Annotated in this window: 22 protein-coding genes; 5 read left to right on the plus strand and 17 right to left on the minus strand. The window is 63.2% G+C overall.

The features are described 5' to 3' along the window. Positions 1-162 precede the first annotated feature (162 nt). The 5 genes from V6590_RS19110 to V6590_RS19130 are packed head-to-tail and all read right to left on the minus strand — an operon-like array spanning position 163 to position 4,694. A complete protein-coding gene (locus tag V6590_RS19110) occupies positions 163-2,319 on the minus strand; it encodes a hypothetical protein (protein ID WP_335425301.1) in 2,157 nt (718 codons plus the stop codon). Beyond that, a complete protein-coding gene (gene motA, locus V6590_RS19115) occupies positions 2,319-3,188 on the minus strand; it encodes a flagellar motor stator protein MotA (protein ID WP_335425302.1) in 870 nt (289 codons plus the stop codon). The genes V6590_RS19110 and motA overlap by 1 nt, the downstream gene beginning before the upstream one ends. A 56-nt stretch (positions 3,189-3,244) precedes the next feature. Beyond that, a complete protein-coding gene (locus V6590_RS19120; RefSeq protein WP_335425303.1) occupies positions 3,245-3,820 on the minus strand; it encodes a MotE family protein in 576 nt (191 codons plus the stop codon). Beyond that, complete coding sequence (locus V6590_RS19125) at positions 3,817-4,200, minus strand: hypothetical protein (protein WP_335425304.1); 384 nt, start codon at positions 4,198-4,200, stop codon at positions 3,817-3,819. Before V6590_RS19125 ends, V6590_RS19120 begins: the two co-directional genes overlap by 4 nt. 11 nt (positions 4,201-4,211) lie before the next feature. After that, positions 4,212-4,694 carry a flagellar basal body-associated FliL family protein gene (locus V6590_RS19130; protein WP_335425305.1) on the minus strand — a complete coding sequence of 161 codons (483 nt, stop codon included), beginning with the start codon at positions 4,692-4,694 and terminating at the stop codon, positions 4,212-4,214. 129 nt (positions 4,695-4,823) lie between these two features. Here V6590_RS19130 and fliF point away from each other — a divergent pair, with 129 nt between their 5' ends. Genes fliF through fliP form a run of 4 tightly spaced genes read left to right on the plus strand, consistent with a single transcriptional unit; the run spans position 4,824 to position 8,001 of the window. Further along, on the plus strand, positions 4,824-6,422 hold the full coding sequence (fliF, locus tag V6590_RS19135) for a flagellar basal-body MS-ring/collar protein FliF (RefSeq protein ID WP_335425306.1): 1,599 nt from the start codon (positions 4,824-4,826) through the stop codon (positions 6,420-6,422). Next, positions 6,422-7,012, plus strand: coding sequence for a FliH/SctL family protein (locus V6590_RS19140; RefSeq protein ID WP_335425307.1), 591 nt, complete (start codon positions 6,422-6,424; stop codon positions 7,010-7,012). Before fliF ends, V6590_RS19140 begins: the two co-directional genes overlap by 1 nt. Positions 7,013-7,015: 3 nt before the next feature. Continuing rightward, positions 7,016-7,285, plus strand: coding sequence for a FliM/FliN family flagellar motor switch protein (locus V6590_RS19145; protein WP_335425308.1), 270 nt, complete (start codon positions 7,016-7,018; stop codon positions 7,283-7,285). Continuing rightward, the gene (fliP, locus tag V6590_RS19150) at positions 7,285-8,001 is read left to right on the plus strand and encodes a flagellar type III secretion system pore protein FliP (protein WP_335425309.1); all 717 of its coding nucleotides are present in this window, start codon (positions 7,285-7,287) and stop codon (positions 7,999-8,001) included. The genes V6590_RS19145 and fliP overlap by 1 nt, the downstream gene beginning before the upstream one ends. Here fliP and V6590_RS19155 read toward each other — a convergent pair. From V6590_RS19155 to hutI, 4 genes are read right to left on the minus strand one after another with little or no spacing between them, the layout of a single operon-like run. Beyond that, positions 7,992-8,525 (minus strand): HutD/Ves family protein, encoded by a 534-nt coding sequence (locus tag V6590_RS19155; RefSeq protein WP_335425310.1) that lies wholly within the window; start codon positions 8,523-8,525, stop codon positions 7,992-7,994. The genes fliP and V6590_RS19155 overlap by 10 nt on opposite strands. 4 nt (positions 8,526-8,529) lie before the next feature. Further along, positions 8,530-10,227: a urocanate hydratase gene (gene hutU, locus V6590_RS19160; RefSeq protein WP_335425311.1), complete on the minus strand. Its 1,698-nt coding sequence runs from the start codon at positions 10,225-10,227 to the stop codon at positions 8,530-8,532. Between the two features lie 32 nt (positions 10,228-10,259). Further along, positions 10,260-11,795 (minus strand): histidine ammonia-lyase, encoded by a 1,536-nt coding sequence (gene hutH, locus V6590_RS19165; RefSeq protein ID WP_335425312.1) that lies wholly within the window; start codon positions 11,793-11,795, stop codon positions 10,260-10,262. A gap of 1 nt (position 11,796) precedes the next feature. Continuing rightward, positions 11,797-12,999 (minus strand): imidazolonepropionase, encoded by a 1,203-nt coding sequence (gene hutI, locus V6590_RS19170; protein ID WP_434063293.1) that lies wholly within the window; start codon positions 12,997-12,999, stop codon positions 11,797-11,799. Positions 13,000-13,086: 87 nt separating this feature from the next. On the opposite strand from hutI, the gene V6590_RS19175 reads away from it, so the two are divergent. Beyond that, positions 13,087-14,427: a formimidoylglutamate deiminase gene (locus V6590_RS19175; RefSeq protein WP_335425315.1), complete on the plus strand. Its 1,341-nt coding sequence runs from the start codon at positions 13,087-13,089 to the stop codon at positions 14,425-14,427. Position 14,428: 1 nt separating this feature from the next. On the opposite strand, the gene V6590_RS19180 is transcribed toward V6590_RS19175, so the two are convergent. From V6590_RS19180 to V6590_RS19215, 8 genes are all read right to left on the minus strand, one after another. Continuing rightward, entirely contained in the window at positions 14,429-15,565 is a 1,137-nt protein-coding gene (locus tag V6590_RS19180) for a DNA recombination protein RmuC (protein ID WP_335425316.1), read from the minus strand. Then, on the minus strand, positions 15,562-17,394 hold the full coding sequence (mutL, locus tag V6590_RS19185; protein WP_434063290.1) for a DNA mismatch repair endonuclease MutL: 1,833 nt from the start codon (positions 17,392-17,394) through the stop codon (positions 15,562-15,564). The genes V6590_RS19180 and mutL overlap by 4 nt, the downstream gene beginning before the upstream one ends. Before the next feature lie 40 nt (positions 17,395-17,434). Beyond that, positions 17,435-18,739: a M16 family metallopeptidase gene (locus V6590_RS19190; RefSeq protein WP_335425318.1), complete on the minus strand. Its 1,305-nt coding sequence runs from the start codon at positions 18,737-18,739 to the stop codon at positions 17,435-17,437. Beyond that, positions 18,736-20,070, minus strand: a complete 1,335-nt coding sequence (locus V6590_RS19195; protein WP_335425319.1) for a M16 family metallopeptidase — start codon at positions 20,068-20,070, stop codon at positions 18,736-18,738. Before V6590_RS19195 ends, V6590_RS19190 begins: the two co-directional genes overlap by 4 nt. A gap of 71 nt (positions 20,071-20,141) precedes the next feature. Further along, positions 20,142-20,669, minus strand: a complete 528-nt coding sequence (locus V6590_RS19200; protein WP_335425320.1) for a DUF3035 domain-containing protein — start codon at positions 20,667-20,669, stop codon at positions 20,142-20,144. 54 nt (positions 20,670-20,723) lie between these two features. Next, the gene (gene lspA / locus V6590_RS19205) at positions 20,724-21,218 is read right to left on the minus strand and encodes a signal peptidase II (RefSeq protein WP_335425321.1); all 495 of its coding nucleotides are present in this window, start codon (positions 21,216-21,218) and stop codon (positions 20,724-20,726) included. 5 nt (positions 21,219-21,223) lie between these two features. Next, positions 21,224-22,831: a bifunctional phosphoribosylaminoimidazolecarboxamide formyltransferase/IMP cyclohydrolase gene (gene purH, locus V6590_RS19210; protein ID WP_335425322.1), complete on the minus strand. Its 1,608-nt coding sequence runs from the start codon at positions 22,829-22,831 to the stop codon at positions 21,224-21,226. Between the two features lie 14 nt (positions 22,832-22,845). After that, a complete protein-coding gene (locus V6590_RS19215; RefSeq protein ID WP_335425323.1) occupies positions 22,846-24,582 on the minus strand; it encodes a heparinase II/III family protein in 1,737 nt (578 codons plus the stop codon). Positions 24,583-24,740 lie beyond the last annotated feature (158 nt).

The following is a 24,740-nucleotide window of genomic DNA, read 5'->3' on the forward strand; positions in this document are numbered from 1 at the left end:
CTCATCGTCGAAAGAGGGAAATCCATCACCCCAGGCGGATGGGGTGGCTGGACACTGGCCGTGATGCCAAGCGCCCCGAGTAAGGCGCAACCTTCGATCGGAGACAGCAGCGAGAAAGGACATCAACCCAGTCAGTTCAAAGCCCGAATGGTGTAGAGATTGTCAGGGCGAAGGCAGTGGCAAAGCAACCTCGCCTAACAGGCTGTCCACCGCATTGCGGGCCGAAATACTATCCTTGAGGAGCGCCTCACTGAGCGCGAGAGCCTTATCCGGGGGCGCCGCATTGAGCGGAGGTCCCTCGCCAGCCATAATTGCTGCCTGTCCCCACACCCCCTGGGTTTGAGAAACAGAGGTCCAGTCCCGCGATATGCGGCGCATTTGCTGCACTGCGTCGTCATCGCCATTGTCATTGAACGCCAAAGCAGCCTGGGTAGTATCGCCCAGTTGGGAGAATGCGCGGGCTTCGATTTCACGCGCCTCATTTCCCTGGAGGCCCGCAACTTCACGAAGTGCTGCGCGCGCATCCCGCAGCGCAAGTAATGCCTTCGCTCTGACAAGTCGTTGTTCATCTGGCAAGTCGATGCCATCCGGCACCCAATGGGGAACCTGACCTGGCAGGCCGAGATCAATAAACCGCTCTGCAATCCTGATTGCAGTTTCTGCCGCGACCTTTGGTGCCGGATCGCCGGAACGCAGTGTTGCGTGTTCGAGAAGCGCAGAGTCAGGGCCTTGCTCGGCCAGCATTGTCCAAAGCTGGGCCTCAACTTCCGGCACAGCATCAAGATCAACGAAAGCGCCCTGGAAATCTGACAGCAGCGCCTTTGCCAAGAGAATCGCGCGACGCAGATCTTGGTAAATTGGCTGATCCGCGTTCTCATGCGCCAGAACTTCCAGAGCTTCCAATGTCAGGGCATCAATGCTGGCTTGATCCCGAACCGCGAGATCAACCAGTTTGACCAAGGCCTCCGCAGACTTGGGTCCACCTTCGTCAGCCACGTCCTGCAACAGAACAACAGCTTCATCAGGTGCCCCTGAGGCAAGCTTGCGCTGTCCGGACAAAAGCTTCAGGGATGCGTCCGGCTCCTGCACCGCCCGCCCAACAGCCGATTCCACAATGCGCGCGGCTTCAAGGTCGCCTTGCTGGATAAGCCTTTCCCCCAGGCCTTGCGCCAAGGCCTGGCGCAAGCTCAGTGGCAGGGCAGAAAAAGCACGGGTGATCGCACCACTGTTGATCTTTTCTGCCTTGCGCAAGGAGGGGCGCGCCAAAACGGACCAAAGCGCAGCCGGAGAATTGCAGTTTTCCATTCCGGCAAACACGCTTGGTTGAGTGGTGCCGCCATCTATGATCACGGCAAGGTCTTTCAGCATGTCCTGTGCGGGGACACCTTGTCCCATGGCATCCAGAAGCTGCAATGCCTCCTGCCCGAATCCGATGTGAATCAGGGACCGCGCTGCCGCTGCGACTGCGGCTGGATCCGGGCGGTCGGTTCCATCGAGGATGCTGGACCTTGTTGTCGCCAGTACTTCAAGTGGCGACAACCCACCGCCCCATTCATGCAAGGCGAGTTCCGCTTCTGGAATGCATGTTTCCGCAATACGCGGTTCTGCTTCATCCAACTGCCCACCCAGACGCGCCTGCACACCCGGCTCATCCAGAATGCGCAGATTCGGCAACGCTTCGTTAGGCACTACCGGTTCCGATTTTGGCGGCGGCGCGGGGACGGCAAGCTCGATCACCCCGGCAGATGCCGCTGCGCCAAGTTCTCTGGCAAGGTTGTCAGCAAGGATCGCAGTATCCAACCCGCTGGACAGTGATACCGCAGCAGGGGGTTGAGGCTTTGGCGATTCCGGACGCGTCCAATCATAGATTCCAATCGTGGTAGGCTGCATTGTTGTGTTTGGCTTTGGGGCTGGTTTGAGGGGTTCCAGCATCGCCTCGTAAACGGAACCCGCAGGAGGAGGGCCATCACGAAGATCAACCACCACAATGTTATCGCGGAATTCAAAGGGGCGCGCATGACATGCGCAGGTCAGGGCAAATCGCAGGGTCGCGCCATCCCTGTCCGCCGAAACGTCCCCCAACCGGCTTTTGGGAATCCGCGCGAAGGCCCGAGAAAGATCAAAGTCTATGGCGCCACCTTCAAACCTCAACTCGTAACCATCGGTCGTACGACCCAGAGTCCAGGCGCGCGGGGCATCAAGCGTGATCGCCAGACGCGAAAATCCGTCATGTTCACCGGATGTCACAAGTGCCTGACCGGCTGCACCAATTCCGGGAAAGAACAGCAGTACCAGCACCAGCAAGAGCCGCCAGCACATCAGGCCGCCTCCTGCTTCAGCGCGCGCAGAGCTGCTTCAAGATCCGAGAAGCTTGGGCGTACAGCATGGGGCGTATTCTGTCGGCCCACCTCGATACAGATATTGGCCGGATGGTTGTGAAGATTGGCGACCAGAACCTCACGGATCAGCTGATAGAAATGCGCATCCTCTTCGACCACGGCCTTCACCCGTGCGGCAAAGGGGCCGACGATGCCATAGGCCAGAAACACCCCGAGAAAGGTGCCGACAAGTGCGCCACCGATCATCTTGCCAAGCACTTCAGGCGGTTGATCGATCGAACCCATGGTCTTGATCACCCCAAGAACCGCCGCAACAATCCCCAGGGCGGGCAGGCCGTCAGCAATGTTCTGCAAGGCATGGCTGGAATGTAGCGCATGGTGCTGTGCCGTCTCCATGCGCTTGTCCAGAACCTCTTCAACCTGATGCGGATCGTCATAGTTCATGGATGCGGCGCGCAGGGTGTCGCAGATCAGCTCAACTGCGTCATGATCGTGCTGAATGCGGGGATAACGCCCGAAAATGGATGATTCTTCAGGTTTCTCGATATGCTCTTCCAGAGCAACAGGGTTGGACCGCGCGATCTTGATCAGTTCGAACAGCAGGCACAACAAATCCCTGTAATCATCCGGCTTCCAGCGCGGCCCCTTGAACACCTTGCCGACATCCTTGGCCGTGTGCTTGACCGATGCGAGATCATTCGAAAGCAAGAACGCCCCGAGGGCAGCGCCACCGATCATGATCATCTCGAAGGGCAGGGATTTGAGGATGATTCCCAGTTTTCCGCCCGCCAGCATATAGCCGCCGAACACCATCACGAAAATCACGACAATACCGATGATACCGAACATGCTGTCCTCTGCTCTGCGACTCGGGCCCAGACTCTCAGGCGCGCGTTAAGAAAAGCTCACTCTCGGGGAACATTGGCGTTACGCCCCGCAAGAATTGCGCTGACGGAATAGGCACGCTCGGATGACATGCCGCTCAGGACGGCAGCCGCTGCTTCGGGCCGCATGCGGCCCAGGAAGCCAGCGGCAAATTCGGGGTCCATGCCGTCGAAAAGGGCAGCTGCATCCTTGGGTTTCATGGCCTGATAGACTTCGGTCAACCTGGCCAGATCGCCCTCTGCCGCACCGTCGGCCAAAGCGATGGTGGCACGCAGTTTTTCCTCGGCCTCGACCAATGCGGCCAATCTGGTCTCGATCACCGATTCCGCAAGATCAAGGGCTGCAAGACGCTCTTCCAACGCGGTTTCCCGTATTGAAACCTGTTGCTCGCGTTCCTTCAGTGCTTCCGCCAAAGCCAAGGGCGGAGCAGGACAATTCAGCGCCGGGGTCGCCTCTGGCTCCGCGGTCGCCTGATCGCCTTGTGATGCCAGGGCCTGACCAACATTGGTGCCAATCCGAAGCGAGCCGCTGGCCATCAGAAGCAAGGCCAGAATGAACAGCGCGCCGCGCCCTGCCCTTTTGCGTGCGCGACTCATTCTGCTGCCTCCATGTCGTCACGGCTGTGGCGTCGGCGCACGAACCTAAGCCTCCGGTCTGCAGGGTTTTCGGTCGGCTGCGTGGCAGGGGCTTTGTCGGGTAGATCATGCATCGTCGCCAACAAGACCTCGATCCGGGCGGCCGCGACTTCGGCACGCCCTGTCAAGGCTTCCAGAGTTGCGGCCGATCCGTTGGCGGCCTGTCGCGCCTTTTCAAGCGCCTTGTTCATGTCATCGACCTGCACCGAGAGGACCGCAATCGCCCCTCCCATCCCCGATTCGAGCGTTGAGAGCTTTCGAAGCCGTGCTGCCAGCACATAGCAATAGACCGCCACACCGAAGGTACCCGCGATCATCAGGATGTCTGCCACAAGTTCCATCGTTGCCTCCGTCAGTTCAGCATGAATTCGGTGATCAACAGGTCGCGCACCCGCCCATCACCGGTCACGATCTGGATTCTGCGCAGCATCTGTGCCCGCAGCCGCACCAATGCCGCCGGGTCTTGCAGTTGCGTGACCTCAACTGCCCGTAGATAGGAATTCACCACATCCAGAATGCGCGGCATCAGCATCGAAACTTCGGGGGCATGTGCCTTGGAAACCTCCAGCTGGGCAACAAGACGAAGCTGTTGATTCGCCCCCGCCTGCCCCAAAGAAATCACCACCGGGTCCACCGGCACAAAGGCAATATCCGGCAAGGCCTCGGTCGTCGGCTCGGCGGCGTGTTCTTCTGTTTTTTCGCCCAGGATCAGGCCTGAATAGGTGGCAAAGAACCCACCACCGCCCAGAATCAGCGCCCCGAGTACCCCTAAGATAATCGGCAATTTCGATCGTTTCTTGGGTGCCGCGTCCTGCGGCTCTTCGGCCTCTGCCATTGCATCCTCCGGCTTGCGTCTGGCATCAGCTATAACCCCTAGGTCACTAACCGATTGTTAAGCCAGATGTTCCAAGGTTCCGACAGACGGGGAGAATCCCTGACGTGGAGAGAAGCCTTGCAGAACCTGATGTCGCTTTGGGCCCGGCTGGACATGCGCCGCAAAATGGTGGTGATCGTGGCAACGCTTGCCATGTTCGCCGCCGTCCTCGGAATGTCTCGCCTCGCGGGGGGGCGAGACATGGCGTTGCTGTATGCAGGCCTTGACGGGGCGGCGGCGGGTGAGGTCATTGCGGCGCTCGATCAGCGCGGGATCGCCTATGAAGTGCGCGGCGAATCCATCCATGTCGACGCTGCACAGCGTGACGCGATCAGGATGTCCCTCGCTGGCGAAGGTTTGCCGTCGATGGCGGCGGGCGGATACGAACTGCTCGATGGTCTGTCGGGCTTTGGCACGACGTCGCAGATGTTCGACGCAGCCTATTGGCGCGCGAAGGAAGGTGAGCTGGCGCGCACAATCCTTGCCACGCCCGGCGTAAAGGCCGCACGCGTTCACATCGCTCAGGCCCCTGCGCAACCGTTTCGGGCAGACAAGCCCGCCACTGCCTCTGTCACCGTGACCACCGCAGCCGGCTCCATGTCCGAGGCGCAGGCACGCGCCCTGAAACATCTGGTTGCAGCCGCTGTCAGCGGGATGCGCCCCGAAGACGTGTCAATCATTGATACGGTCGGTGGCCTCATCATGACCAAGGACAATGCCGAACTGGAAAACCCTTCGGGTGGCGACCGCGCTGCGGAATTGCGCCGCAATGTCGAACGGTTGCTTTTCGCGCGGGTCGGTCATGGCAAGGCTGTGGTCGAGGTCAGCCTGGATGTTGTAACGGACCGCGAACAGATCACCGAACGCAAGTTCGATCCGCAGGGCCGTGTCGCCATCTCTACCGACACAGAAGAACGGACCGACAGTTCGCGTGGCAGTGCGGGCGATGTGACCGTGGCATCGAACCTGCCGGAAGGCGATGCTGCAAATGCCGGTGGCGATCAAAGCCAGAGCAGTGAAACGCGCGAAAGGGTGAATTTCGAAGTATCCGAGACCCAGCGTGAACTTGTCCGCGCGCCAGGCGCGATCCGCCGGATCAGTGTCGCAGTCCTGGTGGATGGCATCCAGACCACCGCAGAAGATGGCACAGTTTCCTGGGCACCCCGTCCGGATGAAGAGCTTGCCGTGTTGCGGGAGCTTGTGGCCTCGGCAGTGGGGCTTGATGAGTCACGCGGCGACGTCCTGACCCTGAAATCCCTCGCCTTCGAACCCCTGCCGGGCGAGGGCACCTTGGCCGAGGCTGGTCTGCTTTCCGCCTTCGGCCCGATCGATCTGATGACGCTTATCCAGATTGCCGTTCTGGCCCTGGTTTCGCTGGTGCTGGGCCTGTTTGTCTTGCGCCCGATCCTCACGGCACCCGACCGCGCACCCGCATTGCCCGGGCCGACAGACGACATGCCATTGGCCCTTCCCGGGGGTGACATGATCGATTTCGGTGACGGCCCCCGTGTCGTGATGGGTGAGATCGACGATCTGGGCATGCCAAGCGGGATGAATTTCGTAACCGCAGACGCCACCGACGAACCAACAGATCCAGTGGACCGGCTGCGCCGCCTGATTGAGGAACGGCAGGCGGAATCGGTCGAGGTGCTGCGCAACTGGCTGGAACCGGAAGAGGAACGCAGCTGATGCCCGGGTTGAAACTGGAGGTTTTCGAAGATTTCCAACCCACTCCCGGCTCCGATTTTGGCGGGCTTCAGGGGCAGGGTTTCTCCGAAGAGGCGCGGCTGGCAGCCTATGAACAGGGTTATTCGGCAGGCTGGGAAGATGCGGCCAACGCCCAGTCCGAAGAACAGGGACGGCTCAGGGCCGATCTGGCCCACAACATTCAGGCCCTTGGCTTTACCTTTCAGGAAGCGCGCGGTCATGTCCTGCGCGCGCTGGCACCACTGCTGCAGGATATGGTCGGCCGACTTTTGCCCGAAATGGCGCGCGAGGCGCTGGCCCCCACGGTGCTGGAAATCCTGATGCCGCTGGCGGAACAGATGGCCGATGCCCCGGTGACCATCGTGCTGAATCCCGCATCGCGCGCCCCGGTCGAGGCTTTGCTGGAACAGGCCACCGGTCTGCCGGTGACCATCGTCGAAGAACCCAGCCTTGCCGAAGGTCAGGTCTTCCTGCGGCTGGGCGAAACCGAAACCCGGGTCGATCTGGACCGGGCCACAAACCAACTTGCCGCCGCCGTGCGCGGCTTTTTCGGGCTTTCCGAACAGGAGTGAGACATGGATGATCTGACCGAAGGCAATCCGTTCAGCCAAGTGCCGATCGAGGTGATCATCTCGGTCGGGAAGGCCCGTCCCCAGGTGCGTGAACTGCTGAAACTTCAGCGCGATGCCATCCTGCCACTGGATCGCAGGGTGGATGACCCGGTGGAGCTTTATGTTGGCGACCGGCTTATTGCGCGCGGGGAATTGCAGGAAATGGAAGGAGATCAGGCCGGAAAGCTTGCCGTCCGGCTGACCGAGGTGGCCAATCTGCGCGGGGGGCTTTGATGCGGCTATGGCAGGCCGCCCTGATCGGCGGTCTCTTCCTGGCGGGGCCAGTCCTTGCGCAGACCCTGCCGGCGAACCTGGGCGAAATCACCCTTGGCGGGCGATCGATCCAGCTAATCGCACTGATCACCGTGCTCAGCCTTGCGCCCGGCATTGCGGTGATGGTGACCTGCTTCCCCTTCATCGTGACCGTATTGTCCATCCTGCGGCAGGCCATCGGTCTTCAGCAGGCCCCGCCAAACATGATGATCGTCAGCATGGCGTTGTTTCTGACATGGTTTGTGATGGACCCGGTCCTGACCGAAGCCTGGAATCGTGGCGCGGGGCCCCTGTCGCGCAACGAAATCGAACTGGCCGAGGCCATCCCGCTCACGCTGGAACCTTTTCGTGGCTTCATGGCTGCGCGGCTGGACGGCGACACCTTCGCGGCCATGCAGGCATTGCGACCGGGGGAAAGCAGCGCCCCCATCGATGCACCGCTATCTCTGCTCATCCCATCGTTCATGCTGTCCGAAATTCAGCGGGCGTTTGAAATTGGCTTCCTGATCTTCCTGCCCTTTCTCATCATCGATCTGGTCGTTGCCGCTGTGCTGATGTCTATGGGGATGATGATGGTGCCGCCTGCGGTTGTAGCCCTTCCGTTCAAGCTGGCCTTTTTCGTGGTGGCAGACGGCTGGGCATTGCTGACAGGCGCTCTGGTCAGAAGCTATTTGTGACGCAATTCCATCCGCACCAGCGGCACCTGGCGGTCAAGGATCGGGGCCTTGGCACCCGGCAGGATCAGGTCACCACGCTCCACAGGGATACCGGGCAGCACTAGCTGCGCCGAAGCCAGCATCAGGAAGGCAGTAGCCCCGGGATCAAGCGCCTCACCGGCAACCGAAGTCTCCAGCTCCATCCTTGGCACGAAACGGTCACGCCGGACCATCAGGTTCAGATCATGGGCGACGCCTGATCCTGAAAGATGGCAGGAAACCTGCGCCTCGCCCGGAAAGGCGAAGGGGGTCGCAATATGGTGATCCTTGCCCGCAAGGGAAAGAACCATTGCAGGTCCATCCAGTTGCAGGATGATCCGGTCAATGCCCGGAAAGCTGGAAAAGGGCTGATTGCCGGTGATTTCGGCCACGGAAATGCGGGCCAGCATCCCGTCAGCATCTTCCAGCCGCCACAATTCGCGTGTTGACCCCGCGCCGTTTTTCCACGGCGCGGGCGGACAGTCGGCAAAGCGGATAATCCGCATTGGGTCAGTTCCCCAGGATCGAGGGCAGGCGCAGACCCATGGCGCGGGCGTGATCCACGGCAAGATCATAGCCCGCATCGGCATGACGATAAACGCCCGAAGCCGGATCGTTCCACAGCACCCGCTCCAGCCGTTTTGCCGCCTCGGGCGTGCCATCGGCGCAGATCACCACACCCGAATGCTGCGAAAAGCCCATGCCCACACCGCCACCATGATGCAGGCTGACCCAGGTCGCGCCGCTGGCCGTATTGACCAGCGCATTCAGCAGCGGCCAATCCGACACGGCATCCGATCCGTCCTTCATCGCTTCGGTTTCGCGGTTGGGTGACGCGACCGAACCGCTGTCCAGATGATCGCGCCCGATCACGACCGGCGCCTTCAACTCGCCACTGGCCACCATCTCGTTGAACATCAGCCCGGCGCGGTGCCGGTCGCCCAGCCCGATCCAGCAGATACGGGCGGGCAGGCCCTGAAAGGCGATCCGTTCGCGCGCCATGTCCAGCCAGTTGTGCAGATGGGTGTTCTCGGGGAACAGCTTCTTCATCGCCGCGTCGGTCTTGTAGATATCCTCGGGGTCTCCCGACAGCGCACACCAGCGGAACGGGCCGATCCCCTTGCAGAACAGCGGGCGGATATAGGCCGGAACGAAGCCGGGAAAGGCAAAGGCATTTTCCAGCCCTTCATCCTTGGCGACCTGCCGGATGTTGTTCCCGTAATCCAGCGTCGGCACACCGGCATTCCAGAAATCGACCATGGCCGCCACATGCTGCTTCATGCTGGCGCGCGCGGCGGCTTCTACCGCCTTGGGATCGCTTTCCTGTTTCGCGCGCCATTCGCCCACCGTCCAGCCAATCGGCAGATAGCCATGCACCGGATCATGCGCCGATGTCTGGTCGGTCACGATGTCGGGGCGCATTCCGCCCGCTTTCATCCGCGCATAGATTTCCGGGAAGATTTCGGCGGCATTGCCGATCAGCGCCACCGATTTCGCCTCGCCCGCACGGGTCCAGCGGTCGATCATGGCCAGCGCTTCGTCCAGCGAATGGGTCTTTTCATCGCAATAGCGGGTGCGGATACGGAAATCGGCGCGGGTTTCATCACATTCCACCGCCAGACAGCAGGCCCCCGCCATCACCGCAGCAAGCGGTTGCGCGCCGCCCATGCCGCCCAAGCCCCCGGTCAGGATCCATTTGCCCTTCAGGCTGCCGCCGTAATGCTGGCGGCCGGCCTCGGCAAAGGTTTCATAGGTGCCCTGAACAATGCCCTGCGTACCGATATAGATCCAGGACCCGGCGGTCATCTGGCCATACATCATCAGGCCCTTGCGATCCAATTCGTTGAAATGGTCCCAGTTCGCCCAATGCGGCACAAGGTTGGAATTGGCAATCAGCACACGCGGCGCGTCTGCATGCGTCTTCACCACCGCCACCGGACGGCCCGATTGCACCACGAGCGTTTCGTCCGCTTCAAGGTCTTTCAGCGTGGCGACGATACGGTCGAAATCTTCCCAGGTACGGGCTGCGCGGCCAATGCCGCCATAGACCACCAGCTCATGCGGGTTTTCCGCCACATCGGGGTGCAGGTTGTTCATCAGCATCCGCAAAGGCGCCTCGGTTAGCCAGCTCTTCGCGTTCAGCGTCGTGCCGGTCGGCGGATAGATGTCGCGGGCATTGTGGCGGGGATTTCTGGTCGGATCGGTCATCGGGCACCTCTTCGGGGCAAAAGGGTTCGGGGTCAGGCCACAAGGCCGGGCAGGATTTCGGCACCCGCCGCTGCGATCAGGGCACCACCGGCAACAATGTCTCCGCCCGCGGCCATGTCGTCGCCCATGAAGCGATCTTCGGCCAAGGGTGCGATACGGGCGCGAATGGCCGCCTTCACCGCCAGCAGCCGGGGCGAGGTTTCATGCGGCGCGCGCAGTTCCACGCCCTGTGCGCCCATCATCGCTTCGACCCCAAGAATCCAGAACAGGTTCTGGGTCATCGGCAGCAAGCGGCGGGCACCATGGCAGGCCATGGAGACATGGTCTTCCTGATTGGCACTCGTCGGCGTGGAGTCGATCGAGGCCGGATGCGCCATCTGCTTGTTTTCGCTCATCAGCGCCGCCGTCGTGACTTCGGCGATCATCAGACCGGAATTCAGGCCCGGCTTCGGCGTCAGGAAACCCGGCAAGCCGTAGCTGAGCGCCGGATCGACCAGCAGCGCAATGCGCCGCTGCGCAATTGCGCCAATCTCGGCGACGGCCAGCGCGATCATGTCCGCAGCAAGTGCTACCGGCTCGGCATGGAAGTTGCCGCCTGACACAACCTGCCCATCGCTCAGCACCAGCGGGTTGTCGGTTGCGGCATTGGCCTCGATTTCCAAGGTCCGGGCCGCCTGACGCAGCACATCCAGACAGGCACCATCGACCTGCGGCTGGCAGCGCAGGCAATAGGGGTCTTGCACCCGTTCGTCGTTTTCGGAATGCGACGCACGGATGCCCGATCCGTCCATCAACGCCCGCAACGCCGCAGCCACCTCGATCTGGCCCGCATGGCCGCGCAAGGTGTGGATTTCGGCAAGGAAGGGGGCCGTCGATCCCATGGCCGCATCAGTGGACAGCGCCCCGGTCACGATGGCAGTTTTCAACGCACGCACCGCGCGGAACAGCCCCACCAGCGCCAGCGCGGTCGAGACCTGCGTGCCGTTGATCAGCGCCAACCCCTCTTTGGCCTGCAAAGCCATGGGCTCCAATCCGACCGACCGCAGCGCCTCAGCCCCTGGCAGGCGCCGGCCATGCACCATCGCCTCGCCATGGCCCAGCATTACGGCCGTCATATGCGCCAGCGGCGCAAGATCGCCCGATGCCCCGACCGATCCCTTCTCCGGGATCACCGGCAACACGCCCTTCTGCAGCATCCCTTCGATCAGGTCCACCAGTGACCGCCGCACCCCCGAAGCCCCGCGCCCCAGCGACAACAGCTTCAGCGTCAGGATCAACCGCACCACCGCCTCGGGCAGCGGATCGCCCACACCGCAGCAATGCGACAGGATCAGGTTGCGCTGCAGGGTCGCCACATCAGCCCGGTCGATCCGGATCGAGGCCAGTTTGCCAAATCCGGTGTTCACACCATAAACCGGCGCATCCCCCGCCGCGACCTCGGCAATCCGTGCGGCAGAACGGTCAATCCCGGCATGGGCCGACGGGTCCAGCCGCACGGGCGTGCCGTCCCAATAGATCGCTTCCAGATCGGCCAGAGTTACCTGACCCGGGGTAAGAATACGCGTCATGTCAGACCTTCCGTCCTTTGAAATAGCGGGAATGCAGCGGTTTGAAGCCGATGGGGTTTACCAGTTCGGCCGGGCTGGCTGCGTTCCAGATGGCCAGATCGGCCGAAAGCCCGGGCCGCAGAACGCCGGTCTCCTGCTGTAATCCCAAGGCTTTGGCCGCAGCGCCGGTGGTGCCGTGCAGGGTTTCGGCGACAGTCAGCCCGAACAGCACTGCCGCCATGTTCATGGCCATCAGCAGCGATGTCATGGGCGACGTGCCCGGATTGGCATCGGTGGAAACCGCCATCGTGCATCCCGCCGCACGCAGGGCCGCCACCGGGGGGGCCTGCGTTTCGCGCAGCATGTAGAATGCCCCGGGCAACAGCACAGCCACCGTTCCCGCCGCCGCCATGGCACGGGCATCGGCATCGGTCAGATATTCCACATGATCCGCCGAAAGCCCGTGCCGCGCCGCCACCAGGGCCGCCCCGCCCTGATGCGACAACTGTTCCGCATGCAGCTTGACCGGCAGGCCAAGCGCCTGCGCCCGGTCAAACACAAGGGCAATCTCGGCAGGGGTGAAGGCCAGATGTTCGCAGAACCCGTCCACCGCATCGACAAGACCTTCGGCATGGGCGGCCTCCAGACCGGCCAGAACCACCTGATCCATATAGCCCGCGCGATCATCCCGATATTCGGGCGGCAGGGCATGGGCGGCCAGCCATGTCGTTTTCACCCGCACCGGGCGCAGGCTTTCCAACCGCCGCGCCGCGCGCAGCATGTTCATCTCGGCCTCGACCGACAGGCCATAGCCCGACTTGATTTCTACAGTACCGACGCCTTCGGCCAGCAGCGCATCCAGCCGGGGCAAGCTGGCGGCGACAAGATCATCAACCGATGCTTCGCGCGTGGCGCGCATGGTGGAAACGATCCCACCGCCCGCCGCCGCGATCTCGGCATAGCTGGCACCTTCCAGCCGCATTTCGAATTCGCGCGCCCGGTTCCCGGCATAGACCAGATGGGTGTGGCAATCGATCAGTGCCGGCGTCACCAGCCGCCCGCCGCAATCCACTAATTCCGCGCCGTCCTCATCCACCTGCCCGATCGCGACGATGCGCCCGGCCTCGGCCCGAATCGCACCCATCTGCAGCAAGGCCTGCGGGCTTTCGCCCGTGAAAATCAGCGCATTCTTCCATACGGTCGCAGGTTTTTCGGCCCCCGGCATCTGCATCGCCCCTTCCCTCTGGATGCAAATAAGTATATACATAAAACGACCAAAGGGAAGCCCTTTTCGGGCCAGAGGGAGGATGCGATGACAGCAATCTTTGCGCAGACGGCCTTGTTGCCCGATGGTTGGGGCAGCGATGTGCGGCTGGTGCTGGATGGCGACCGGATTGCCTCGGTCACACCGGACAGCCAGCCCGGAAATGAGGATTGCAAGGTCGCGGCACTGGTCCCGGGTCTGCCCAACCTGCATTCCCACGCCTTTCAACGCGGCATGTCGGCGCTGGCCGAATCCCGCGGCCCTTCAGCCGACAGTTTCTGGACATGGCGCGACATGATGTATCGTTTCGCGCTTGGGGTTTCGCCGGAGGGCATGCAGGCGATTGCCGAAATGGCCTATGTCGAAATGCTGGAGGCGGGTTTCACCCGAGTGGGTGAATTCCATTACCTGCATCACGACCGCGATGGCCGGGCCTATGCCGATCCCGCCGAAATGTCGCGCCGCATCCTGGCTGCGGCGACGGAAACCGGCATCAACCTGACGCATCTTCCGGTGTTTTACGCCCATTCCGATTTTGGCGGGACTGCCCCGAATGAAGGACAGCGCCGGTTCATCCATGATCTGGACACCTTTGCACGGCTGACCGAAACGCTGCACGGCGCGATCACCCGCCCGCTCGACCGGCTGGGCATCGCGCCCCATTCGCTGCGCGCCGCCACGGGGCCGGAACTGGATGCGCTGCTGCGAGCGCATCCCGAAGGGCCAGTCCACATTCACATCTCAGAACAGCAGCGCGAGGTGGCCGACAGTCTCCGCCATTCGGGCCAGCGCCCGGTGGAATGGCTGCTGGCGCATCAACCAGTCGATGCCCGCTGGTGCCTGATCCATGCCACCCACCTGACCGATGCCGAGCGCAAGGGCATCGCCACCTCGGGTGCCGTGGTGGGGCTCTGCCCTGTGACCGAGGCCAATCTGGGCGACGGTCTTTTCCCGGCAGTGGATTATCTGGCCGAAGGCGGGCGCATCGGCATTGGCACCGACAGCAATGTCGAAATCACCGCGTCGGGCGAATTGCGTCTGCTGGAATATGGCCAGCGCCTGTTTCACCGCCAGCGCAACCTGTTGGCGGGGGGCGAAGGGTCAACTGGCGGCGCCTTGCTTCGGGCCAGCCTTGCCGGTGGCGCGCAGGCACTTGGCGCACCTGCGCCGCAGATCGCACCGGGCGCACCGGCCGATCTGGTTGCGCTGCATGATCCCGTGGGCCTGCCCACTGCGGCCGACCGCTTGATCGACCGGTGGGTCTTTGGCCGCGATATTGCCGTGGCCGATGTCTGGGCTTCGGGCGCGCATCTGGTACAAGCCGGGCGCCACCGCAATCGCGACCGGATCGCCGCCGCCTTCGCGCGGGCCGTCGCAGCCCTGCTGTAACCTATTGCCCGATCAATGGCGTGGTTTCGGGGGCCAGTTCCTCGAAATCGAAATTGTCCAGGCGGCGGGCGCGCTTGCCCGCCTTTTCGGCGCTGATCTTGATTTCGTCGATGTCCTTCGCCGCCTGTCCGAAATGGCGATCCAGATTGGCTACCCGGTCGCCCAGGCGCGTCAGATCCTGATAAAGCATCGCCAGTTCCTTGCGGATTGCCCCGGCCTGTTCGCGCATCCGGGCATCTTTCAGGACCGCGCGCATGGTGTTCAGCACCGCCATGCAGGTCGTGGGCGACACGATCCAGACCTTTGCTGCAAAGCCTTCGCGCACCAGATCGGGGAAATTGGCGTGCAGTTCGGCATAGACCGCCTCGGATGGCAGAAACATCAGCGCCCCATCCGCCGTTTCCCCTTCGATCACATAGCGTTCGGCAATGGCGCGGATATGGGTCCGCACCGATTGCCGCAAGAACCGCGCCGCAGCGTCCAGTTCGGGCTGGCTCTGGGCCCGGCGCAGCGCCTCATAGGCCTCAAGCGGGAATTTGCTGTCTACCACAATTGGCCCCGGCGGATTGGGCAGATGGATCAGGCAATCCGCCCGCCGCCCGTTCGACAGGGTGGCCTGCATCGTATAGCTGTCCGACGGCAGCGCCTTCAGCACAATATCATGTAACTGAATCTCGCCAAAGGCACCCCGAGTCTGCTTGTTGGACAGGATGTCCTGCAAACTCAGCACATTGCCGGACAGTTTCTCGATATTGGCCTGCGCCTTGTCGATGGTTTCCAGCCTTTGCTGCAACTCGCCCAAGGATCGCGCCGTGCGCATGGCCGATCCTTGCAGGTTTTCGCCCATCTGGCGCTGCACCTCGGCCAGACGCTGTTCCATCATCTGCAGCATCGCGGTCTGGCTGACGGCCTGGGTTTCCGAAACATGGTGCAGCCCGCCCGCGAGCCGCTCCTGCCCTTCGGCCAGCGCCTGCACCCGCTGGCTCATCCAGCCCAGTTCCTGCACCACGGGCTGTGCAGACCGCCCAACCACGCGCAACACCAGCAGCAGCAAGATCACCAGAAGCGCGACAATGGCCCCAAGCCCCAGCACCACCGGGTCTGTCCAGGCAAGTTCGAGTGTGCCGATGCGGATCATCTGCGCCCGAACAGCTTTTCGATATCGGCCAGTTTCAGCTCCACATAGGTGGGGCGGCCATGGTTGCACTGGCCCGACATCGGTGTCGCCTCCATCTCGCGCAGCAGCGCGTTCATTTCCTCGGCCCGCATCTGGCGGCCGGATCGCACCGATCCATGGCAGGCCATCCGACTCAGCACCGCGTCAATCCGCCCCTTCAGCCGATCAGACGCCCCCAGATCGGCCAGATCATCGACAATGTCGCGGATCAGTGCCGCCGCATCCACCCGGCCCAGAAGGGCGGGTGTTTCGCGTACAGCAACGGCAGTGCCGCCAAAGGGCTCGATCACCAGACCAAGTTCGGCCAGTTCTTCGGCCCGGTCGAGCAACCGCGCCGCATCAGCCACCGAAAGTTCAACGATTTCCGGGATCAGCAAGGCCTGCGCGGCAATGCCCCGTTCCGCCGCCTGCGCCTTCAGCCGTTCATAGACCAGCCGTTCGTGGGCCGCGTGCTGATCCACAATCACCATGCCGCGCGCGGTTTGGGCGATGATGTAATTCTCATGCACCTGCGCCCGCGCCGCGCCCAGCGGGCGTTCGGTCAGATCGGGTTCGGCTCGCGCAGGTTCCACCCGGGCCGCCGGGGCCTCGGCAAAGCCAAAGTCGGGGGCCTGCGCGGCAAAGGCGCGTGACAGGCTGGTCTGGCTGGGCCGATCCATCTGATAGATGCGTGGCGGTGCCGATGGCACCATGGGTTCAGCGCGAAATGCCTGCAGGGTTTCGGTCGCCACGGTATCCGACGCCCGATGCCCCGCCCCTGTCAGCGCCAGACGCAGACCTGAAACGAACATCCCGCGGATCAGCGCCGGTTCGCGGAAGCGCACTTCAGCCTTGGCCGGATGCACGTTCACATCCACACGGTCGGGATCGCAGATCACGTTCAGCACCGCTGCCGGGTGCCGGTCACGGCTCAGCACATCCATATAGGCTGCGCGCAGGGCCCCGAACAGCATCTTGTCCAGCACCGGACGACCGTTGACGAACAGGAACTGCGCCACCGAAGACCCGCGCGAATAGGTCGGCAGGGCTGCATAACCCACCAGCCGCATCCCTTCGCGATCAAGGTCGATGCGCAACGCATTATCTGTGAAATCTGCGCCAATGACACGCGCCAAACGTCCATGTAATGCGTCGAAGAAATCACCATTCTCGGGATCGGCGCGAAACACCACGCGCCCCTCCCCCCCGCCGGACACATCGCGCAGGGTGAAACCCACATGCGGTTCGGCCAGTGCCAGACGTTTGACAACATCGGCAATCGCCCCCATCTCGGCCCGGTCCGACCGCATGAACTTCAGCCGCGCAGGCGTCGCAAAGAACAGGTCACGCAATTCGACCACCGTGCCCCGGCCAAGCGCGGCCGGGCGCAAGGCGCCCATCCGCCCGCCTTCGACTGTCAGGCTGACGCCATCGAACCCTTCGGCGCGCGAGGTGATGGTCAGTCGTCCCACTGCGCCAAGGCTGGGCAGGGCTTCGCCCCGAAATCCGAAACTGCGGATATTCAGCAGATCCGACCCGTCAATCTTGGACGTGGCGTGACGCGACAGGGCCAGCGGCAGATCATCCGCCGTCATGCCGCAGCCATCATCCGTCACCCGGATCAGGGTCTTGCCCCCATCGGCGTAATCAACAGTGATGCGCCGCGCACCTGCATCCAGCGCATTCTCCACCAACTCCTTCACCGCCGAGGCCGGACGTTCCACCACCTCGCCCGCGGCGATGCGGTTGATGGCACTTTCGTCCAGTTGCCGGATGACCGGCCGCGTCATGTTGGGGGTGTCAAGCATCATGCCCCCATAGCTAGCATGGGGGCATAGATTCGGCCATGGGCTACGGCGTGGATTGCAGCCCTTCGGGCTGCCCCACCACGACCACCCGCAGCGCATCTGGTCGGATCAGCCGCGCCGCCACACGGGCCACATCTTCCAGAGTCACGGCCTCGACCTTCGCATTGCGGGTCTTGGGATAATCCGCCGAAAAGCCCGACATCTGCATCCCGACAAGGATATTGGCGATGGTGCCATTGCCATCGAAGCGCAGCGGATAGGCCCCGGTCAGATAGGTTTTGGCGGCTTGCAATTCGGCTTCGGTCACGCCCTGCGCCGCTCTTGCCCATTCCGCCTGCAGGATGGCCACGGCCTCGACTGCCGTGCGATTGTCGGTCGCGAATTGCCCGATCAGCAGATCGGCCTGATCGTAATCGGCCAGATAGGTGCCGACGCCATAGGTCAGCCCGCGCTTTTCGCGCAATTCCTCCATCAGGCGCGACCCGAAGCGGCTCCCCCCCAGAACCTCATTCAACACGAATGCGGCAAAGTAATCCGGGTCATCGCGTTCAATACCAGTCTGGCCAAAGCGCACCACAGCCTGCGGCGTTGGGAAGTCCTGCACCGTAACGCCGCCGGTCAGCCCGACCTGAGCCATAGCTGGCAGCGGTGTGCCCGTGGCGGGCAGGTCGCGCAGCAGATGATCCAGCAGGCTGCCCAACTGCGCGGCGGTAATGTCACCCACCGCCGCCACATAAACCCGATCCCGCGCCAGCGCCCCCTTATGGGCCGCCAGAATGTCATCGCGAGTCAGTGCCGTCACGCTGTCCACAGTGCCATCGCCAGAACTGCCATAGGGATGATCGCCAAAGGCCTGGGCATCAAACAGCCGCGCGGCGATTTCGCCTGGGTCCTTTTCGGCACTTCGCAGGCCAGCCAGAACCTGACCGCGCACCCGTTCCAGCGCGTCGGCATCAAATCGGGGTGCCACAAGGGCAAGGCGCAGCAATTCGGCAGCACGGTCACGGTTTTCGGTCAACATCCGCGCCGAAACCGACAGCGCGTCCACCGAGGCGGAAAACCGGAACTCGGCGGCCAAGGCATCGCGCGCCGTGGCAAACCCCTGCGCGTCCATCTCGGCCGCGCCTTCTTCGATCAGTCCGGTCATCAGGTTGACCGCACCGCGCTTGCCCGGCGCATCCAGCGACGTGCCGCCCTGAAAGCGGATTTCCAGCGCGGTAAAGGGGATCGAATGATCCTCTACCAGCCAGGCCTTGATGCCGCCGGGCGATGTGACCTCGCGGATGTCAATTTCTGCCCGAAGCGGCAGAGCCATCAGGGTGAACAGGGCTACCAGACGCCAGATCATTGCGCAGTCTCCTCGGGCAGCAGCCAACCGGTCACGGCATTGCGGCGATCCAGCACCTTGCGGGCGGCGGCCATCACGTCATCGGGGGTGACCTCTTGCAGAACCTTTGGCCATTCCTGCACATCTGCCACCGTCAGGCCGGTTGTCAGCGCCTCGCCATACCGGCGGGCCAGACCGTCCACATCGTCCAGCGCATAGATTTCAGCGGCTCGCAACTGGGTCTTGATGCGCTCGAATGCGGCCGGATCCGGACCGGTGGCCAGAAAATCGGCAACCACCTTGTCCATAGCGGCCTCGGCTTCGGATGGGGTCACATTCGGCAGGGGCAGCAGACCCAGATGAAACAGCCCGCTGTCCAGTGCCGATCCGTCGAAATAGGCATAGGAATAGACCGCCTTCGGATCATCGAATTGCAGCGCACGCGCCATCAGGCTTGTGGTGCCCGATCCGCCCAGTAATTCGGCCAGATAGACCAGCGCCGCCGCTTCGCGCTGATCGCCCGACCGACGGTTTGGTGCCAGATAGCTGCGCATGAGAAATGGCTCTGATACACGCGCATCGCGCATTTCCAGCCGCCGTTCCGCCAGTTGCGGCGGTTCTACGGGGCGGCTGCGCGTGGGCAGATCGACGGTGGGGGCCAACGGGCCGTAATGGGTTTCGGCCATGGCGCGGACGGCATCAGGCGTCACGTCGCCCGCAACAATCAGCACTGCATTGTTGGGGGCATAGAAGGTGCGGTAGAAGGCTTCGGCATCTGCCCGGTCCAGCGCCTCGATCTCATGCCGCCAACCGATGATCGGAATCCCGTAAGGGTGATTGAGATACTGCGCCGCCCGAAGCTGTTCGGTGAACAGGCTGCCCGGATCGCTGTCCACGCGTTGATTGCGTTCTTCCAGAATCACGCTGCGTTCGGTGGCGACGACCTCATCCGTCAGCAGCAGGTCGCGCATCCGGTCGGCCTCAAGCTTCATCATCAGATCAAGCCGGTCAGCGGCAACACGCTGAAAATAGGCGGTATAATCCCAACTGGTGAAGGCGTTGTCCTCGCCCCCCTGCAGTTCGACGGTATCGGAAAACGCGCCCGCCGCCATGTCGTCAGTCGCCTTGAACATCAGATGTTCAAAGAAATGCGCGATGCCGGAATGGCCCGCAGGTTCATCCGCCGCGCCCACCCTGTACCAGATCATCTGAACCGCCACCGGCGCACGGTGATCCTCGATCACCACCACCTGCAACCCGTTGTCGAGCGTGAAATCCGTCACCTCGGCAGCCATGCCGGGCGTTGCCGCCAGCCCGGCAATCAGCGCCAGAGCCCGAACCTGTACTTGCATGTCAGTCTCCCCATGCCCTGCGTCAAGAGCTACGCAGTGACGCGCCGGGGTCAACCGGTCTGACGCGAAGTTTACCGATCTTTTTCAACGCCCTTGGGCGGAGCAGAAGGGTTGCCGGCCATGCGGCGGCGCCAGTATTCCAGCTCGGCATGCTGATCAAGCGACTGCGGCTTGTAGGCGCGGTAATAGACGTTCACGTTGAACAGCTTTTCCAGCAGCCGGCCGTCATTCTTGCGACGATATTCCAGATCGGCGGCGGCGAGTTCGCCACGGATCCCGGGATCGACGCCATGCCGGGTAGCATGGGCCACCAGCGCCGCATCGTTACCCCCCGCAGTCGGATTGCCACCCAAGGCGACAATCGCATCAGCTTCGGGCGTCGGATCTGTGCGGTTGCTGCCGCCCGGTGTAGGCGTCGGCAGCGCAGACAGATTTTCCGGCATTTCCAGCGGCTTGGGCGGCAGGATGGCGAATTCATCCGGCCCATTCGTATTGGCGCGCACATTCATCAGGTTGGGCTCCTTGCTGCCGCCGCAACCTGCAAGCAGCAGCACCAGTGCCAGCGCACCCGCCCCGATGGCCCCGCGATCAGCCTGCATGAACAACTCCCGACAACCCGTCCTGACCGTCTTTAGCGCAAAGTGCCAGCGCCGTCACGGGGTCTTTCGGCGTGACTTGCGCGCAGGCACATCCGGCCCCGTGAACAGCACAAGGCCGATGGCCCCGGCAAAGATCGCAATATCGGCCACGTTGAAAGCATAGGGATTTTCAATGCCGCAGCAGGACATGTTGAGAAAATCGGCCACCGCACCATAGGCCACGCGATCCACGACATTGCCAAGCGCGCCGCCAATCAGAACCCCCGCGCTTGCCCGCGCCAGCGGGCCGTGCCCGGCCTTGGCCGTCCAGCGCCAGACCCAGGCCACGATCACCAGCGACAAGACAATCAGCCCCCACCGCACCCATTCGGTGCCCGAGGCGAAAAGGCCGAAATTCACCCCCTGATTCCACGCCATGCGGAAATTCAGCAGGGGGGGCAGAACATCGATTTCCCCACGGGTTTTCAGGTCCAGCCCAAAGACCACCGCGATCTTGGTGATCTGGTCCAGCACGAAGATGGCAAGGGCGATCAGGGCAACGCGGCGCATGGGCATCAGTGCCGGAAATGGCGCATACCGGTGAAGACCATGGCAAGACCGCGCGCATCGGCGGCTGCAATGACCTCATCGTCGCGCATGGACCCGCCGGGCTGGATGATGGCGGTGGCGCCTGCCTCGGCGGCGGTGATCAGACCATCCGCGAAGGGGAAGAAGGCGTCAGAGGCCACAACCGAGCCATGGGTGAGCGGGCTGGTGGTGCCGATCGCCTCGGCCATGTCTTGCGATTTGCGGGCAGCGATGCGGGTGCTGTCCACCCGGCTCATTTGCCCGGCGCCCACGCCGACGGTCGCGCCGTCTTTCACATAGATGATGGCGTTGGATTTGACGTGTTTCGCCACGGTCCAGGCGAACATCAGGTCGCGCAGCTCGGCCTCGGTCGGCTGGCGCTTTGTCACGACCTTGAGGTCGGCGGGTAGGATGGTGCCATTGTCGCGGTCTTGCACGAGGAAGCCGCCCGCCACCTGTTTCCAGGCCAGCCCCTTGGCGCGGGGGTCGGGCAGGCGGTCGGTGGTCAGGAGGCGCAGGTTCTTCTTTGCGGCAAAGACCGCGCGGGCCTCTGGCGAGGCGCCGGGGGCGATGACGACTTCGGTGAAGATTTCGGTGATGGCGCGGGCGGTGGCCTCATCCAGCGGCTGGTTCAGCGCGATGATGCCGCCAAAGGCGGAGGTGCGGTCGCAATCAAAGGCGCGGGCGTAAGCCTCGGCCATGGTGGCCCCGCTCGCCACGCCGCAGGGGTTGGCATGTTTGATGATGGCGCAGGCCGGGCCTTGTGCCGGGTCGAATTCGGCCACCAGTTCAAAGGCGGCGTCGGTGTCGTTGATGTTGTTGTAGGACAGTTCCTTGCCCTGCCATTGCTGCGCCGTGGCCACACCGGGGCGTTGGGTGCCATCGGTGTAGAAGGCGGCCTTCTGATGCGGGTTTTCGCCATAGCGCAGGGTTTGCGCGATCTGGCCCGCAAAGGCGCGGCGGCGCGGGGCCTCTTCCTTGAGCGCACCCGCCATCCAGGCCGACACCGCGGCATCATAGGCGGCGGTGCGGCTATAGGCGGTCAGCGCAAGACGCTGGCGGAAGGCATAGCTGGTTGCCCCATTATTCGCCTTCATCTCGGCCAGCAGTGTGTCGTAATCCTGCGGATCGGTGATGACGTTGACGAATTTGTGGTTTTTCGATGCGGCACGGATCATGGCGGGGCCGCCGATATCGATATTCTCGATGCAATCGGCGTAGTTGGCCCCGCGCGCCACGGTCTGTTCGAAGGGATAAAGGTTCACCACCAGCAGGTCGATCGGCTCGATCCCATGGGCGGCCATGGCCACCAGATGTTCGTCATCATCGCGCAAGGCCAGCAACCCGCCATGCACCATCGGGTGCAGGGTCTTCACCCGGCCATCCATCATTTCGGGGAAGCCGGTCAGCTCGGCCACATCGCGCACCGGCAGGCCGCCCTCACGCAGGGCAGTGGCCGTGCCGCCAGTCGAAACCAGTTCCACCCCCATCGCCACAAGGGCGCGGGCCAGATCCAGCAGCCCGGTCTTGTCGGACACCGATAATAATGCACGCCCGACATGGACAAGATTCACGGATTGCGCAGGGTGGTGCATGGGGCTCTCCTGAGTCAGGGGCGGGACAACGGGTCTTCCCGGTCGAGGTCGCGGATGGCCAGCGGAGTATCCTGTGCCTTCGCCAAGGTCCAGCCGATCCGAGTCTCGAATCCCTGCAAAATGCCGCTCAGCACGATCTGTTTTGTCGCACGCGGCATCAACCGCCCCTTTTCCAGATAGACCGAAGGGTCCAGCGACAGTTTCGCCTGTCCGTCATGGCGGAACACCCAGATTTCCCCCGACCGCAAGGCGACCGAAACAGCGGTCCCGCCCATGTCGATCTCGGCATCCGCATCAGGGTGCAGATGGAAGCGGATCGCAAAGCCGACACTTTGTCGGCCACGCCTCAACACAGCTGCCAGCCGGTCGCGGTCGGCCGTCGTCTCGGCCAGCAGTGCATCGGTTCCGGCCAGATGGCGGCCGTCACGGCCCAGCGTCAGGTCGCGCAGATGCACCAGCCCATGGGTCTTGCGCCAGCCATCATGCCCGGCCAGCACATGGGCGCCCTCTTCGGTCTGCCCCGATTGCAGGGCCGTCAGGGTCGCGCGGTCTTCCAGCACCTCGCGCCCGTCATGTGCAAAACGAGACGAGGAAAAACCGTCGATGCACAGGGTGGAATGGCTTTGTGTGGCCCGGCTGGCGCGGTGCCAGTCGGCCCCGAAAGGCGCACCTGTGCCGCAACTGACCACCATGGGCCGCCGCCCGGAAGTCAGCTCGAATGCCAGTGTCGAGGCATGGGCCGAAGCCCCGGCGCGTCCGACCGGCGGATCGGCGGTATCGACCAGAATCGAGGTGCGCCCCGAAGAAAGCCGGGTAAAGCCCATGGCCAGCCCCGGATGCGCCACGGGCTTGACGCCGGAACTGGCCAAAGCGTGATCCAGCCGCCCTTCCAACCCACGCCCCCCCCCATGAAAGCGCGCCAGACCGCCATCGGCATGGCGCAGCGCCCGCAGCGTGGGGGCAATGCGTTCAATCGCCGCCAGATGCGCCGCAGGCACGATGCGGCCCGCATCCGAAAGCGCCTGTGCCGCCCATGTCAGCAGGGTGAACACCTCCAGCAGTTCTTCGGGGTTGCGGGTGGGGATGCCGCCCCCGGCATCCACCTCGCGGTCGCATTCGCGGGCCAGCGCCGCCGCTGCCGGATCGACGTGATCCTCCATCCCGATCAGCGCGAGCCCGGCATAGATCAGGCCGGTCAGCGCCTCGAACCGGGGCAGGCCCGGGATGGCGGTATGCCAGCGCGCCGCCAGAAAGGCCGTCTGCTGCGACAGCGAGTGGTAATAGGCCAGCGCCCGGTCCCGATCCTGCGCCGCCAGCAGCAGGATGGCATGGTTGATCCAGCGGATCAGACGCCGCCCGGTCAGTTCGGGGGACCATCCGCCGCCCTGCCCCCGGCCATGCCGGTCTATCCAGCCAAACGTCCAATCCTGCGCCCGCCGCCTTGCCGCCGGATCGCCTACAGCCGCCAGATCATCCAGCCATGCAAAACCCTGCAATTCGGCTTCAAAGGCCGGAGAAGGGCGCGGAATATCCCAGATATCCTGCCCCGGCGCTTCGATCAGATGGCCCGCGAACAGGAAATTGCCCGCCACCAACTGCTTGCCACGGGCAAACAGCCCGATGGTACGCGGTTCAGGCTGGCTGATAAACCCCGCTGCAGGCGGGGCCTTGGCGGCACGGCGCGCAGCCAGACGGTTCATCGCCTGCACCCATGCCTCGGCCCACCATGCGCTGCGCGCTACGCCTGTCATGCCCCACTCACCTGACCGCAATCGCCTGTCCGCCCCATAAGGGGTCTTTGGCGGGCACCATAGCGGCGCAAGGCCGGGCTGTCACCGCAAAAGCCCGTGTCAGCCCGCCACAGCCAGGGCGCTGGACGCCACCGGGCCTTTCCGCCACTGTGCCGCCG

Origin of the sequence: Gemmobacter denitrificans, assembly GCF_036964905.1 — a bacterium.
Lineage (GTDB): Bacteria > Pseudomonadota > Alphaproteobacteria > Rhodobacterales > Rhodobacteraceae > Gemmobacter > Gemmobacter denitrificans.

What these genes read in the sequence shown, in the direction of transcription:
- V6590_RS19140 (WP_335425307.1), top strand. Translation starts at nt 6,422, where the DNA reads ATGCCCGGGTTGAAACTGGAGGTTTTCGAAGATTTCCAACCCACTCCC.
- hutU (WP_335425311.1), bottom strand. Translation starts at nt 10,227, where the DNA reads ATGACCGATCCGACCAGAAATCCCCGCCACAATGCCCGCGACATCTAT.
- V6590_RS19125 (WP_335425304.1), bottom strand. Translation starts at nt 4,200, where the DNA reads ATGGAACTTGTGGCAGACATCCTGATGATCGCGGGTACCTTCGGTGTG.
- hutI (WP_434063293.1), bottom strand. Translation starts at nt 12,999, where the DNA reads ATGCCGGGGGCCGAAAAACCTGCGACCGTATGGAAGAATGCGCTGATT.
- motA (WP_335425302.1), bottom strand. Translation starts at nt 3,188, where the DNA reads ATGTTCGGTATCATCGGTATTGTCGTGATTTTCGTGATGGTGTTCGGC.
- V6590_RS19175 (WP_335425315.1), top strand. Translation starts at nt 13,087, where the DNA reads ATGACAGCAATCTTTGCGCAGACGGCCTTGTTGCCCGATGGTTGGGGC.
- V6590_RS19215 (WP_335425323.1), bottom strand. Translation starts at nt 24,582, where the DNA reads ATGACAGGCGTAGCGCGCAGCGCATGGTGGGCCGAGGCATGGGTGCAG.
- V6590_RS19180 (WP_335425316.1), bottom strand. Translation starts at nt 15,565, where the DNA reads ATGATCCGCATCGGCACACTCGAACTTGCCTGGACAGACCCGGTGGTG.
- purH (WP_335425322.1), bottom strand. Translation starts at nt 22,831, where the DNA reads ATGCACCACCCTGCGCAATCCGTGAATCTTGTCCATGTCGGGCGTGCA.
- fliP (WP_335425309.1), top strand. Translation starts at nt 7,285, where the DNA reads ATGCGGCTATGGCAGGCCGCCCTGATCGGCGGTCTCTTCCTGGCGGGG.
- V6590_RS19155 (WP_335425310.1), bottom strand. Translation starts at nt 8,525, where the DNA reads ATGCGGATTATCCGCTTTGCCGACTGTCCGCCCGCGCCGTGGAAAAAC.
- V6590_RS19130 (WP_335425305.1), bottom strand. Translation starts at nt 4,694, where the DNA reads ATGGCAGAGGCCGAAGAGCCGCAGGACGCGGCACCCAAGAAACGATCG.
- V6590_RS19120 (WP_335425303.1), bottom strand. Translation starts at nt 3,820, where the DNA reads ATGAGTCGCGCACGCAAAAGGGCAGGGCGCGGCGCGCTGTTCATTCTG.
- fliF (WP_335425306.1), top strand. Translation starts at nt 4,824, where the DNA reads ATGTCGCTTTGGGCCCGGCTGGACATGCGCCGCAAAATGGTGGTGATC.
- V6590_RS19190 (WP_335425318.1), bottom strand. Translation starts at nt 18,739, where the DNA reads ATGATCTGGCGTCTGGTAGCCCTGTTCACCCTGATGGCTCTGCCGCTT.
- V6590_RS19110 (WP_335425301.1), bottom strand. Translation starts at nt 2,319, where the DNA reads ATGTGCTGGCGGCTCTTGCTGGTGCTGGTACTGCTGTTCTTTCCCGGA.
- mutL (WP_434063290.1), bottom strand. Translation starts at nt 17,394, where the DNA reads ATGATGCTTGACACCCCCAACATGACGCGGCCGGTCATCCGGCAACTG.
- V6590_RS19145 (WP_335425308.1), top strand. Translation starts at nt 7,016, where the DNA reads ATGGATGATCTGACCGAAGGCAATCCGTTCAGCCAAGTGCCGATCGAG.
- hutH (WP_335425312.1), bottom strand. Translation starts at nt 11,795, where the DNA reads ATGACGCGTATTCTTACCCCGGGTCAGGTAACTCTGGCCGATCTGGAA.
- lspA (WP_335425321.1), bottom strand. Translation starts at nt 21,218, where the DNA reads ATGCGCCGCGTTGCCCTGATCGCCCTTGCCATCTTCGTGCTGGACCAG.
- V6590_RS19200 (WP_335425320.1), bottom strand. Translation starts at nt 20,669, where the DNA reads ATGCAGGCTGATCGCGGGGCCATCGGGGCGGGTGCGCTGGCACTGGTG.
- V6590_RS19195 (WP_335425319.1), bottom strand. Translation starts at nt 20,070, where the DNA reads ATGCAAGTACAGGTTCGGGCTCTGGCGCTGATTGCCGGGCTGGCGGCA.